The sequence below is a fragment of the Streptomyces murinus genome (assembly GCF_002154555.1).
GTDB classification, from domain to species: domain Bacteria; phylum Actinomycetota; class Actinomycetes; order Streptomycetales; family Streptomycetaceae; genus Streptomyces; species Streptomyces murinus.
Window position 1 is genome coordinate 1 of record NZ_MUNF01000146.1, and the last position, 13371, is coordinate 13371.

Sequence of the window (13371 nt, forward strand, 5' to 3'; positions counted from 1 at the left end):
GCCTAGCCGACGACCATGACGGTCTCGACGTCATGGTCGCCGGCCGCTGAAGGGCCATGCACCAAAGAGCCCTGCCCCGCGAATGCGGGGCAGGGCTCCGCTATGCGCGTCGAGGTGTCTTCAGGTGCTGGGCAACGAGAACCAGAGCCAGTGGAGGGCGGGGCTCCGGTCGAGTCAGCCGCTGGCGGACGGATGACTCTTATGGCTTTCCGTGTGCCCAGGAGCTTAGTCGATCCACGTGGATCAGGGTGTGTTTTATGTGTCATTGAGCCGCGATCCTTTAACGCGAGCGGTCTTGGTTAAAGGATTTGGGCCGCCCAAACTTGCGCAAAGTCGATCAAAGCGACGACGCTTGACGCTCCTGCACCCGCAGATCGGCTGCATGTGACACCCGAGGGCAACACCGGGCTACCCGCGCGCAAGGAGGCACCACCATGACGCTCAACCCCTACACCGCCGTCGGCCTGATCCCGGAGATCACCGAGATCCACGACCTCGACCACGTCGCCTACGCCCGCACCTGACCATCAGCCTCCCCGGCGCGGAGAGCGAAGAACTCAGCCGCTGGGCACGCGAGTTCAACGTGCACTTCATGGCGCAGGCCAAGGTGCTCCACCCGGCCTTCCCGTCGTCGGGTCCACCGGCAGCCGCGCACCCGAGAGCCCGATGCGCTGCACCCCGATCGGATACCTCGGCGCTCCGCCCGCCTGGTCGAGCTGTCCGGCCTGCCACCGGTCCGCCTCCACGGCCTACGCCACCTCGCCGCCCCCCTGTCTCTGCTCGCAGGGCACGACATCAAGGTGGTCCAGGAGAAGCTGGGACGCTCCTCCCGCCAGATCACCTCCGACACCTACACCAATGTGCTGCCCGAGATGATGCGCGCCGAGGCCGAGTCGGTCATGGCCGTCGTTCCCCAAGACGTGCCGTTCCAGACGCGTACGCCACTGGCGATCCCGGCGAGGGCATGGCAGAACGACGCCGCGGTCCGCTTCGCCCACGGGGCCGGGCAATCGGGCGACACCTGGGCCGTCGGCGCACTGGCCCAACCGGATACCGATCTGCTCGGCATGATCACCCTCGCCGGCCGAGGCAAGGACGACGCCGCCAACGCGGCCGTGAAGTGGGTGCGGGATCACTGCACCGCGCATGAGCTGGAACTCGTCCGCGTCGAGAACTTCAACGACCGGTACCCGGAGGAGCAGCGGGCGGCCTTCTCGCTCACACGGTTCATGGTCGCCCGCTCCGAGTCTCCTGGCGTGGACGGCTGGGCACTGCCGACGGGCTTGCCGCCCGCCACGACCGGATCGTCCCGCCGGGCATCGAAGAGGGCGTCAGAAGGCGGCGTGAGGGGCAACCCTGTCCCCCTTCGGAAGGCCCCAGTCCCCTGCAGCGATCCCGCGCCCCCGGATCTTGCTCCGAACGACTGAACGGGGCCCGCCCCGGTCGAGTGGCGGCCCCCGTTCTCACGCTTCCGCAGATAGAAACGGTCCTGCGGTGACGCGTGGTGGTGGGGCGGGTGGGACTCGAACCCACGGCCGACGGATTATGAGTCCGCTGCTCTAACCGGCTGAGCTACCGCCCCATAGCGGCGTGTCGCGTACAAGTGTGCGCGCCGTCTGCCGCAGCATAGCCGCTCATACGATCTCCTGCTTCGGATGGTCGGCTTCCGCTCTGCTCACGACGATGAGGACATCCGTGCAGGCTCAGCGGTTCCCGCGGACATGAAAAAGGACCCCTGAGGGGCCCTCGTTCAGCGTGCTCCCCCGACTGGACTCGAACCAGTAACCTGCCGGTTAACAGCCGGCTGCTCTGCCAATTGAGCTACGGAGGACCGAAGCTCCCCCGACTGGACTCGAACCAGTAACCTGCCGGTTAACAGCCGGCTGCTCTGCCAATTGAGCTACGGAGGATCGCCTCGATTGCATCGAACGCGCCTCCCTGGGTATTCGCCGGGGGGCGGTTGCTCGCTGCGACACATACATTAGCGCAAGCAGGGGGGTGCTCCGCCAATCGGTACCCTCCGGATCCTGCGCCGCACCAGACACCTACACACGGGAAGGGTGGCAGCCATGCGCTACCGGCTCACGTTCATCGCCGGACTGGCCCTCGGTTACGTACTCGGCACACGGGCCGGACGCGAGCGCTACGAGCAGCTGAAGAAGTCCGCTCGTCAGTTCGCCCAGAACCCGGCCGTCCGCAACACCGCCGAGACCGCCGCCCAGCAGGGACGCGCGTACGCCGGCAGGGCCATGCACACGGTCACGGACAAGGTGGGCGACCATGTGCCCTCCTCCGTCGCCGAGCGGGTCCGCTCCCTGCGTGACCGCACCGCGGGCGGCTCGGCGGGCGACGACTGGGGCACCAGCAACACCTAGCCCCTCGCGCATGCGGCAATATTCTCCGCATGGGGATAGTCGCCGGTTTGGACAGCTCACCTGATTTCACCCGCATCGTGGTCTGCGACACAGACACCGGTGCCGTACTCAGGCAGGGGTACGCCCCCCATCCGGTCGATCCCCCCGAGGGCGGCCGCCCGAGCGACATCGACCCCCAGGCCTGGCTGCTCTCCCTCGGGGAGGCGGCCGGTGGCGGCCTGCTGGAGGGTGTCCAGGCCATCGGGGTCTCCGCCCAGCAGCACGCGCTGATCCCGCTGGACGCCCACGGCAACACGGTGCGCCCGGCCCTGGTCGGCGGTGACCGGCGCGCACAGGTCGCCGCCGCCGATCTCGTGGACGCCCTGGGCTCCCGGGAGGCCTGGGCGCACGCCGTCGGCTGTGTGCCGGGGGCCGCGCAGCCGGTCACCAAGCTGCGCTGGCTCGCCAAGAACGAGCCGGAGAACGCCCGGCGCACCGCCGCCCTGCTCCAGGCCCACGACTGGCTGGTCTGGCAGCTGCTGGGGCGCCCGGCGCGCCGTACCACCGACCGCGGCGGGGCCTCCGGCACCGGGTACTGGTCGGCGACCACCGGTGTCTACCGCCCCGACCTGGTCGAGCTGGCGCTCGGCCACCAGGCGATGCTGCCGGAGGTGATCGGTCCCTCCGAGGCGGCCGGTACGACCCCGGAGGGGCTGCTGATCTCGGCCGGCACCGGGGAGACCATGGCGGCCGCGTTCGGGCTCGGGATCGGGCTCGGGGACGCGGTGGTCTCCCTCGGCGCCTCCGGCTCGGTGATGGCCGTGCACCCCGAGGCGCTGGCCGACCAGTCCGGGATGATCACCTCGCTCGCCGACGCCACCGGCATGCACCTGCCGGTCGTCACCACCCAGAACGCCGTACGCACCCTGCGCGGCACCGCCGAACTCCTCGGGCTGCCCGATCTGGAGAGCCTGTCCGAGCTGGCGATGAAGTCCACACCGGGCGCGCACGGCCTCGTCCTGCTCCCCTACCTGGAGGGCGAGCGCACCCCGAACCTGCCGCATGCCGCGGGCACCCTGACCGGGCTGCGGCGCGAGTCGATGAAGCCGGAGCACCTGGCGCGGGCCGCGTTCGAGGGCATGCTGTGCGGGCTCGCCGACGCGCTGGACGTGCTGCGCGGCCGTGGCGTGGAGGTACGGCGGATCTTCCTGCTGGGCCCCGCCGCCGAGCTGCCCGCCGTACAGGCCGCGGCACCCTCGCTGTTCGGCGCGCAGGTCGTCGTACCGCAGCCCGCGGACTACACGGCGATCGGCGCGGCCCGGCAGGCGGCCTGGGCGCTGGGGGTCTCGGGGGGCACCCTGGATCCGCGCACTCCCCCGGCCTGGCAGGGCGCGGCGGCGCAGGTCCTGGAGCCGGGCGAGGAGCTGGCCGCGGGGCAGGCCGTACGGCAGCAGTTCACGGCGGTGCGCGAGCAGACCCACCCGGGCGCGTTCCACTGAGCCCCACTCGACCCATGAGGGCAGAACGCCACAAAACATCCCGCAATACCCGGCACCCAGAAGGCCGTACAAAAATCCGCTGTTGGGTTAATCAGTTGAGGTAACGCGGGTGGAGTGTCCGACGATAGGGGCCAAGGGCACACCGTCCTGCCCCTGCCGCCCACTCCGAGAGACGTAGCGTGCTCATACGACTTCTACGGACCTATCTCAGGCCCTACAAGAAACCCATAACCGTGCAGGTCCTGCTCCAGTTCTTGCAGACCTGCGCCACCCTGTACCTGCCCACCCTGAACGCCCACATCATCGACAACGGCGTCGTGAAGGGGGACACGGGATACATCCTGTCCTTCGGCGCCCTGATGATCGGCATCTCGCTGGTGCAGGTCGTGTGCAACATCGGCGCCGTCTACCTGGGTGCCCGCACCGCCTCGGCGCTCGGCCGGGACATGCGTGCCGCCGTCTTCGACCGGGTGCAGTCCTTCTCCTCGCGTGAGGTGGGTCACTTCGGCGCGCCCTCGCTCATCACCCGCACCACGAACGACGTCCAGCAGATCCAGATGCTGGTCCTGATGACGTTCACGCTGATGGTCTCGGCGCCCATCATGTGCGTCGGCGGCATCGTGCTGGCACTCGGCCTGGACGTGCCGCTGTCCGGGGTGCTGATCGCGGTCGTACCGGTGCTGGCCATCTGTGTGACGCTGATCGTGCGCAAGCTGCGCCCGCTGTTCCGCACCATGCAGACCCGCCTGGACAAGGTGAACCAGGTGCTGCGCGAGCAGATCACCGGCAACCGGGTGATCCGCGCCTTCGTCCGCGACGAGTACGAGCAGGCCCGCTTCGGCCGGGTCAACGGCGAGCTGACCGAGATGCAGCTGGCCACCGGTCGGCTGCTGTCGCTGATGTTCCCGATGGTGATGACCGTGGTGAACGTGTCCTCCATCGCGGTGGTGTGGTTCGGCGCGCACCGCATCGACAGCGGCGGGATGCAGATCGGTGACCTGACGGCGTTCCTCGCCTATCTGATGCAGATCGTGATGTCCGTGATGATGGCCACCTTCATGTTCATGATGGTGCCGCGCGCGGAGGTGTGCGCCGAGCGCGTCCAGGAGGTCATGGACACCGGCTCCAGCGTGCTGCCGCCGCTCGCGCCGGTCACCGAGCTGCGCCGGCACGGGCATCTGGAGATCCGCGAGGCCGGCTTCCGCTATCCGGGCGCCGAGGAGCCGGTGCTGCGCTCCGTCGCCCTGGAGGCCAGGCCCGGCGAGACCACGGCCGTGATCGGGTCCACCGGCAGCGGCAAGTCGACGCTGCTCGGGCTGGTCCCGCGGCTGTTCGACGCCACCGAGGGCGAGGTCCTGGTGAACGGCGTGGACGTCCGCGAGGTCGACCCGGCGCTGCTGGCACGGACGGTCGGACTCGTGCCGCAGAAGCCGTACCTCTTCGCGGGCACCGTCGCCACCAACCTGCGCTACGGCAACCCGGACGCCACCGACGAGGAGCTGTGGCACGCGCTGGAGGTGGCGCAGGCCAAGGAGTTCGTCTCCGAGCTGGAGGGCGCCCTGGACGCGCCGATCGCCCAGGGCGGCACCAATGTGTCGGGCGGTCAGCGCCAGCGGCTCGCGATCGCCCGCACGCTCGTGCAGCACCCGGAGATCTATCTGTTCGACGACTCCTTCTCCGCGCTCGACTACGCCACCGACGCGGCCCTGCGTGCCGCGCTGGCGCAGGAGACCGCCGAGGCGACCGTCGTCATCGTCGCGCAGCGGGTGGCGACCATCCGGGACGCCGACCGGATCATCGTCCTCGACGAGGGCCGGGTGGTCGGCTCGGGCCGGCACCAGGAGCTGATGGCGGGCAACGACACCTACCGGGAGATCGTGCTCTCCCAGCTGACGGAAGCGGAGGCCGCCTGATGTCCGGGCCCATGGGACGCATGATGGCCGGGGGCGGCCCCGACCAGCGGTCGATGGACTTCAAGGGGTCGGGCAAACGACTGCTCGCCCAGTTCAAGCCCGAACGGCTCACCGTGTACGGCCTGCTGGTCTGCGTGGTGGTCAGCGTGGCCCTCAGTGTGATCGGCCCGAAGATCCTCGGCCGCGCCACCGACCTGGTCTTCTCCGGCATCATCGGCCGGCAGCTGCCCGCCGGGGCCACCAAGGCACAGGTGCTGGAGCAGATGCGGGCGCACGGCAAGGGCGCCGTCGCGGACATGCTCCAGAGCACCGACTTCACCCCGGGCAAGGGCATCGACTTCGGCGCGGTCGGCGACGTACTGCTGCTCGCGCTCATCACCTTCACGGTCGCCGGGCTGCTGATGGCCGTGGCGACGCGGCTGGTCAACCGGTCGGTGAACCGCACGATGTACCGGCTGCGCGAGTCCGTGCAGACGAAGCTGTCCCGGCTGCCGCTGTCGTACTTCGACAAGCGCCAGCGCGGCGAGGTGCTCTCGCGGGCGACCAATGACATCGACAACATCGGGCAGACGCTCCAGCAGTCGATGGGCCAGCTGATCAACTCGGTGCTGACCATCGTCGGTGTGCTGGCGATGATGTTCTGGGTCTCCTGGATCCTCGCGCTGGTCGCGCTGGTCACGGTGCCGCTGTCGTTCTTCGTCGCCACCCGGGTCGGCAAGCGTTCGCAGCCGCACTTCGTGCAGCAGTGGCGCTCCACGGGCAAGCTCAACGCCCATGTGGAGGAGATGTACACCGGGCACACGCTGGTGAAGGTGTTCGGGCGGCAGGAGGAGTCGGCGAAGCAGTTCGCGGAGCAGAACGAGGCACTGTACGAGGCCGCGTTCAAGGCGCAGTTCAACAGCGGTGTGATGCAGCCGCTGATGATGTTCGTGTCGAACCTGAACTATGTGCTGGTGGCGGTCGTCGGTGGCCTGCGGGTCGCGTCCGGCGCGCTGTCCATCGGTGATGTGCAGGCGTTCATCCAGTACTCGCGGCAGTTCTCCATGCCGCTGACGCAGGTGGCCTCCATGGCGAACCTGGTGCAGTCCGGTGTGGCCTCGGCGGAGCGGGTCTTCGAACTCCTGGACGCGAAGGAGCAGGAGGCGGACCCGGTGCCGGGCGAGCGGCCCGCGGAACTGCGCGGGCGGGTGCGCCTTGAGCATGTGTCCTTCCGGTACGACCCGGAGAGGCCGCTGATCGAGGACCTCTCGCTCACGGTGGAGCCCGGCCATACGGTGGCCATCGTCGGCCCCACGGGCGCGGGCAAGACCACGCTGGTCAACCTGCTGATGCGGTTCTACGACGTCTCCGGCGGGCGGATCACCCTGGACGGGGTGGACGTACGGAAGATGACCCGGGACGAGCTGCGGTCCGGGATCGGCATGGTGCTCCAGGACACCTGGCTGTTCGGCGGCACCATCGCGGAGAACATCGCGTACGGCGCCTCGCGGGAGGTCACCCGGGGCGAGATCGAGGAGGCCGCGCGGGCCGCGCACGCCGACCGGTTCATCCGGACGCTGCCCGAGGGCTACGACACCGTGATCGACGACGAGGGCACGGGGGTGAGCGCCGGTGAGAAGCAGCTCATCACCATCGCGCGGGCGTTCCTGTCCGACCCGGTGATCCTGGTCCTGGACGAGGCGACGAGTTCCGTGGACACGCGGACCGAGGTGCTGATCCAGAAGGCCATGGCCAAACTCGCCGCCGGGCGTACGTCGTTCGTGATCGCGCACCGGTTGTCGACCATCCGGGACGCGGACACGATCCTCGTCATGGAGAACGGCTCCATCGTCGAACAGGGCGCGCACGCCGAGCTGTTGGCGGCGGACGGGGCGTATGCCCGGCTGTACAAGGCGCAGTTCGCGCAGGCGGTCGCCGAGGTGGACTAGCGGGACCGCGGGACCGGCGGGACGGAAAGGGGGCCGCCTCCGGAATTCTCCGGGCGGCCCCTTTTTCCTGCTCCGGCCTCAGTCGAGGTAGCCCCGCAACTGGTCGGCGTACGCGTGGTCCCTGAGCTTGTTCAGCGTCTTGGACTCGATCTGCCGTATCCGTTCGCGGGTGACGCCGAAGAGGCGGCCGATCTCCTCCAGGGTGCGGGGGCGGCCGTCCAGGAGGCCGTAGCGCAGCTGTACGACCTTGCGCTCGCGCTCGCCCAGCGTGGACAGCACGGCCTCCAGGTGCTGTTTGAGCAGCAGGAACGCGGCGGACTCCATGGGGCTCGCGGCGTCGCCGTCCTCGATGAGGTCGCCGAGCGCCACATCGTCCTCCTCGCCGACGGGGGCGTGCAGCGAGATGGGCTCCTGGGCGAGCCGCAGCACCTCGCCGACCCGCTCGGGCGGAAGGTCGAGATGGGCGGCGACCTCCTCGGGCGTCGGCTCGTACCCGCGCTCCTGGAGCATCCGGCGCTGCACCCGTACGACCCGGTTGATCAGCTCCACGACATGGACCGGGACGCGGATGGTGCGGGCCTGGTCGGCGAGGGCGCGGGACATGGCCTGGCGGATCCACCAGGTGGCGTACGTGGAGAACTTGTAGCCGCGCGCGTAGTCGAACTTCTCCACGGCGCGGATCAGCCCGAGGTTGCCCTCCTGCACGAGGTCGAGCATGGTGAGCCCGCGCCCGATGTACCGCTTGGCGACGGAGACGACGAGCCGCAGATTGGCCTCGATCAGCCGGCGCTTGGCCAGTCTCCCCATGACCACCAGTTGGTCCAGCTCGTGCGCCAACTCGCCGTCCAGGTCGGGGGTGTTGCTCAGTTTCTCCTCCGCGAACAGCCCGGCCTCGACCCGGCGGGCCAGCTCGACCTCCTCGGCGGCGGTGAGCAGCGGGATGCGGCCGATCTCGCGCAGGTACTGCCGGAACAGATCGGCGGACGGCCCGCCGCTCTCGGTCCGTGCCGCGGCCGGCGCCTCCTCGGCGCCCGCATCCGGATGCAGCGGGGCACGCCCCTGCGGCGGCACGGCCGCGGCGCCGTCGGGCTCCGCGTCCGTCTCGTCCACGCCGGCACCGGTGCTCTGAGCGGTAGGGGTGAGGGTCTGGGTCTGCACGAGGGCGACCTCCAGGATGTACGCCGGACTCGGCATCCCCCACAGTGTGGAGTACGACACATCACCGCCACGAGGGGTGTGCGGTGACTTTTTGCGTCCGATCCGTGACCCGCTGCTGACCCCGGCCGCCCGAGGAGCCCCTAAAAGCCCCTAGAGCGCCGCCGCGCCCCGCTCGCGCAGGGACTGGTCGTACTGCTGGAGGATCCACATCTCGTTCTGGACGGCGGCCAGTTGGCCCGGGTCGCCGCCGGAGGAGAGGCGGGTCATCTGGAACTCGATGTCGCGGATGCGGCGTTCGACGGCGCGGCGGCGGATCTGGACCAGGACGGTGCCGGCGTAGGTCTCGTCGACCGTGCGGCGCAGGATCGGTTCGACGGCGAGTTCGGTGACCATGGCGCGCGCGGCGTCGTCCGGCGCCGCCTCGCGGACCCGGACCAGGTACTCCTGGGGATCGGCCACGCCGAACTCCGCGCCGCCCGCCTCCGCGATGGTCTGCCGTACGGCGGCGTAGGGCGGGGCGGTGAACTCGTCCACCCCGTACGCGTCGAAGGCGGGTGAGACCAACTCGGGCCGCTGGAGGGCGAGTTTGAGAAGTTCGCGTTCGGCGGCGTACACCGGGTTGCGCAGTGTGAGGGCGGGTCCTGAGGTGGCGGTGCGCGGGGCCCCCGCCCACTGCTGATCGCCGCCGCGCGGCCGGTCCTGTGCCGGGCCCCGGCCGCCCCGGTCGCGCGCCCAGCGGGCCAGCTGGGCCACCCTGCGCACCACGAACTGCGTGTCCAGGATGCCGAGCAGCCCGGCCAGTTCGACCGCGACCTCGTGCTGTGCGCCGCTGTTCTTGATCCGGGCCACGATCGGCGCGGCCTCGTCCAGGGCGGCGGCGCGGCCCCCCGAGGTGTCCAGGTCGTACCGGCTGACGACCTGCCGCAGCGCGAACTCGAAGAGCGGGGTGCGGGGTTCGGCCAGGTCGGCCACCGCCTCGTCGCCCTTGGCGAGCCGCAGCTCGCACGGGTCCATGCCGTCAGGGGCGATCGCGATGTACGTCTCGGCGGCGAACTTCTGGTCGTCCTCGAACGCCCGCAGCGCCGCCTTCTGGCCCGCCGCGTCACCGTCGAAGGTGAAGATCACCCGGGCCGAGCCGTTGTCCATCAGCAGCCGGCGCAGGATCTTGATGTGCTCGCCGCCGAAGGCCGTACCGCAGGTCGCGATGGCCGTCCTCACCCCGGCCAGATGGCAGGCCATGACATCGGTGTAGCCCTCGACCACGACCGCCCGGCTGGACTTCGCGATCTCCTTCTTGGCCAGGTCGATGCCGTAGAGGACCTGCGACTTCTTGTAGATCGCGGTCTCGGGGGTGTTGAGGTACTTGGGCCCGTTGTCGGACTCGTACAGCTTGCGCGCGCCGAAGCCGACGACCTCGCCGCCGATGTCCCGGATCGGCCACATCAGCCGGCCCCGGAAGCGGTCGATCGGTCCGCGCCGGCCTTCCTGGGAGAGGCCGGAGAGGATCAGTTCCTTGTCGCTGAAGCCCTTGCCGCGCAGATAGCGGGTGAGGTGGTCCCAGCCCTGGGGGCTGTAGCCGACGCCGAAGTGCACCGCCGCGCCCTGGTCGAAGCCGCGCTCGGCGAGGAAGACCCGGCCGGTCTCCGCCTCCGCGCTGTCCGCCAGCTGCTCGGCGTACCACTGCGCGGCGATCTTGTGCGCCTCGACCAACCGGATGCGTTCGCCGCGCTGGGAGGCCGGGTTGTACCCGCCCTCCTCGTACCGCAGCGTGATCCCGGCCTGGGCGGCGAGCCGCTCCACCGCCTCCGAGAAGGAGAGGTGGTCCACCTTCATCACGAAGGTGATGGTGTCGCCGCCCTCCTGGCACCCGAAGCAGTGGAAGAGTCCCTTACTGGGGCTGACCTGGAAGGACGGCGACTTCTCGTCATGGAACGGGCACAGTCCCTTGAGGTTGCCGCCACCCGCGTTGCGCAGCTGGAGGTACTCGGAGACCACGGCGTCGATCGGGACCGCGTCCCGTACCGCCTTCACGTCCTCGTCGTTGATCCGTCCTGCCACGGATGAATTCTACGGTGGCGGAAGGAGCGCTCCGGGGCTTCGGGGGTTCAGGGGACGAGGCGGTCCAGGGGCACATGCGGGTCGGCCAGCGCGTCCGAGTCCACCTGGGCCCGGGACCGGATCAGCCGCTGGATCTGTTCCGTGACGTTCCACACATTCACGTTCATGCCCGCGAGCACCCTCCGCTCGCGCACCCAGAACGCGATGAACTCCCGCTTGCCCATGTCGCCCCGGATGACCACCTGGTCGTACGACCCCGGCGGCGCCCAGCCGCTGTACTCCATCCCCAGGTCGTACTGGTCGGTGAAGAAGTACGGCACCCGGTCGTACACGGTGTCCTGTCCGAGCATCGAGCGCGCCGCCGCCGGTCCCCCGTTGAGCGCGTTGGCCCAGTGCTCGACCCGGATCCGGGTGCCGAACAGCTCCAGCGGGAACGCGGCCACGTCACCGGCGGCGTAGATGTCGGGGTCGGACGTCCGCAGCCGCTCGTCCACCACGATCCCGCCGCCGTGCGCCCGGTCGGCGATCTCCAGGCCCGCCGCCTCCGCGAGCGCGACCCGCGGCACCGCGCCGATCGCCGCGAGGACGTCGTGCGCCGGGTGCTCCTCGCCGTCGTCGGTGCGCACCGCGAGGACCATGCCGTCCTGGCCGATGATCTCGGTGAGCCGCCGCCCGAACTGGAAGCGCACTCCGTGCCCGCTGTGCAGCTGGGCGAAGACATTGCCCAGCTCGGGTCCGAGCACGCCGTGCAGCGGGGTCGGCTCCGGCTCGATCACGGTGACCTCCGCGCCGTACTCGCGCGCCGCCGCCGCGACCTCCAGGCCGATCCAGCCGGCGCCGGCGATCACGAGATGCCCGTTGTCCCGGCCGAGGGAGGCCAGCACGCCCTTGAGCCGCTCGGCGTGCGCGAGCCGGCGCAGATGGTGCACGCCCGCGAGATCGGTGCCGGGGATGTCCAGGCGGCGCGGTTCGGCGCCGGTGCACAGCAGCAGCTTGTCGTACCGGACAAGGGTGCCGTCGTCGCCGTAGCGCACGGTCTTGGCCCCGCGGTCGACGCGGTCGACGCTCTGACCGAGGTGCAGCTCGATGTCGTTGCGCGCGTACCAGGCGGGCTCGTGCACGAAGACGCTGTCGCGCTCCTCCTTGCCGAGCAGGAAGCCCTTGGACAGCGGCGGTCGCTCGTACGGGTGGTCGCGTTCGTCGCAGATCAGTATCACCCTGCCGGTGAAGCCCTCCGCGCGGAGCGTCTCCGCCGCCTTCGCGCCGGCGAAGCCGCCTCCGACGATGACGAATGTCTGATCCGCGTCGACCACTTGTATGCCTCCTCGTAAGGGTGCCGCCACCCGCGAGCGTCCCGCACACGGCGTGCCGCGGGAAGGGGGAGTGACCCGATCAGGCCACCCGGTGCACGTTCCTCTCACATATGCCCGGTCAGTCTCGCGTGCAGCGAGAGCGCGGAGGCGTCGGTGAGGGATGCGATCTGGTCGACGATCACCCGCTTGCGCGCGTGGTCGTCGGATGCCCCGTCGAACAGGGCCCGAAACTGTGGATCCAGGCCGTCCGGCGCGCGGGCGGTGAGCGCCTCGGCCAGCTCCGCCACGATCACCCGCTGATCGGCCCGCAGCCGCTCCTGCTCGGCGCGCTGCATCACATACCGGTCGGCGACCGCCTTGAGCACCGCGCACTCCATCCGGGTCTCCCTGGGTACGACCAGACGCGCGTCGTAGCGGGTGAGCCGGCCGGTTCCGTAGGCGGCGCGGGTGGCGCTCTCGGCGGCCAGACAGAACCGTCCGATGAGCTGACTGGTGGCGTCCTTCAGGCGGGCCTGGGCGACCGCGGTGCCGTCGTAGCCGTGCGGCCACCACTCGGCGTCCTGGAGGCGGTCGAGGGCGTCCGCGAGCTCGGCCGGTTCGGTGCCGGCGGGGACGTAGCGGCCGATGGCCACCTCGAACACGGCCCCCCGTTCGGGCTCGGCGTGCAGGCAGTTGGGGTCGATGTGCCCGGCGTGCAGGCCGTCCTCGACGTCGTGCACCGAGTAGGCCACGTCGTCGGACCAGTCCATGACCTGGGCCTCGAAGCAGGTACGGGTGCCGGGGGCGCCGGCCCTGACCCAGTCGAACACCGGGCGGTCGTCCTCGTACACACCGAATTTCCCGGACCCGGGGTCGCTGGGGTGGGCGCCGCGCGGCCAGGGGTACTTGGTGGCGGCGTCGAGCGCGGCGCGGGTGAGGTTGAGGCCGACGGAGCCCTGCTCGGTGAACCGCTTGGGCTCGATGCGGGTGAGCAGCCGCAGCGACTGGGCGTTGCCCTCGAAGCCGCCGCAGTCGTCCGCGAACGCGTTGAGCGCCTGTTCGCCGTTGTGGCCGAAGGGCGGATGGCCCAGGTCGTGGGAGAGGCAGGCGGCCTCCACGAGGTCGGGGTCGCAGCCGAGAGCCGCGCCCAGTTCCCGGCCGACCTGGGC

Annotated in this window: 9 protein-coding genes and 3 tRNA genes; 5 read left to right on the forward strand and 7 right to left on the reverse strand. The window is 70.2% G+C overall.

Annotated features, from left to right (window positions below):
• Positions 1–800 precede the first annotated feature (800 nt).
• A complete protein-coding gene (locus CCN72_RS11255; protein WP_086807393.1) occupies positions 801–1427 on the forward strand; it encodes a hypothetical protein in 627 nt (208 codons plus the stop codon).
• Positions 1428–1505: 78 nt separating this feature from the next.
• On the opposite strand, the gene CCN72_RS11260 is transcribed toward CCN72_RS11255, so the two are convergent.
• From CCN72_RS11260 to CCN72_RS11270, 3 genes are all read right to left on the reverse strand, one after another.
• Positions 1506–1582, reverse strand: a tRNA-Ile gene (locus CCN72_RS11260).
• Positions 1583–1758: 176 nt separating this feature from the next.
• A tRNA-Asn gene (locus CCN72_RS11265) sits at positions 1759–1831 on the reverse strand.
• A 6-nt stretch (positions 1832–1837) separates the two neighbouring features.
• A tRNA-Asn gene (locus tag CCN72_RS11270) sits at positions 1838–1910 on the reverse strand.
• Between the two features lie 159 nt (positions 1911–2069).
• Between CCN72_RS11270 and CCN72_RS11275 the strand changes: the two genes are divergently transcribed.
• The 4 genes from CCN72_RS11275 to CCN72_RS11290 all read left to right on the forward strand — a co-directional run bounded on the left by CCN72_RS11275 (position 2070) and on the right by CCN72_RS11290 (position 7694).
• The gene (locus CCN72_RS11275) at positions 2070–2375 is read left to right on the forward strand and encodes a hypothetical protein (protein ID WP_086807394.1); all 306 of its coding nucleotides are present in this window, start codon (positions 2070–2072) and stop codon (positions 2373–2375) included.
• Positions 2376–2404: 29 nt separating this feature from the next.
• Positions 2405–3853: a xylulokinase gene (locus CCN72_RS11280; RefSeq protein WP_086807395.1), complete on the forward strand. Its 1449-nt coding sequence runs from the start codon at positions 2405–2407 to the stop codon at positions 3851–3853.
• Between the two features lie 179 nt (positions 3854–4032).
• Positions 4033–5766: an ABC transporter ATP-binding protein gene (locus CCN72_RS11285; protein WP_086807396.1), complete on the forward strand. Its 1734-nt coding sequence runs from the start codon at positions 4033–4035 to the stop codon at positions 5764–5766.
• Positions 5766–7694, forward strand: coding sequence for an ABC transporter ATP-binding protein (locus CCN72_RS11290; RefSeq protein WP_086807397.1), 1929 nt, complete (start codon positions 5766–5768; stop codon positions 7692–7694). The genes CCN72_RS11285 and CCN72_RS11290 overlap by 1 nt, the downstream gene beginning before the upstream one ends.
• A gap of 78 nt (positions 7695–7772) precedes the next feature.
• On the opposite strand, the gene CCN72_RS11295 is transcribed toward CCN72_RS11290, so the two are convergent.
• From CCN72_RS11295 to CCN72_RS11310, 4 genes are all read right to left on the reverse strand, one after another.
• On the reverse strand, positions 7773–8888 hold the full coding sequence (locus CCN72_RS11295; protein WP_086807398.1) for an RNA polymerase sigma factor: 1116 nt from the start codon (positions 8886–8888) through the stop codon (positions 7773–7775).
• Positions 8889–9002: 114 nt separating this feature from the next.
• Complete coding sequence (gene dnaG / locus CCN72_RS11300; protein WP_086807399.1) at positions 9003–10910, reverse strand: DNA primase; 1908 nt, start codon at positions 10908–10910, stop codon at positions 9003–9005.
• Positions 10911–10957: 47 nt separating this feature from the next.
• Positions 10958–12223, reverse strand: a complete 1266-nt coding sequence (locus CCN72_RS11305) for an NAD(P)/FAD-dependent oxidoreductase (RefSeq protein WP_086807400.1) — start codon at positions 12221–12223, stop codon at positions 10958–10960.
• Between the two features lie 104 nt (positions 12224–12327).
• The coding region (locus CCN72_RS11310; protein WP_086807401.1) for a deoxyguanosinetriphosphate triphosphohydrolase at positions 12328–13371 on the reverse strand (1044 nt) is incomplete at its 5' end.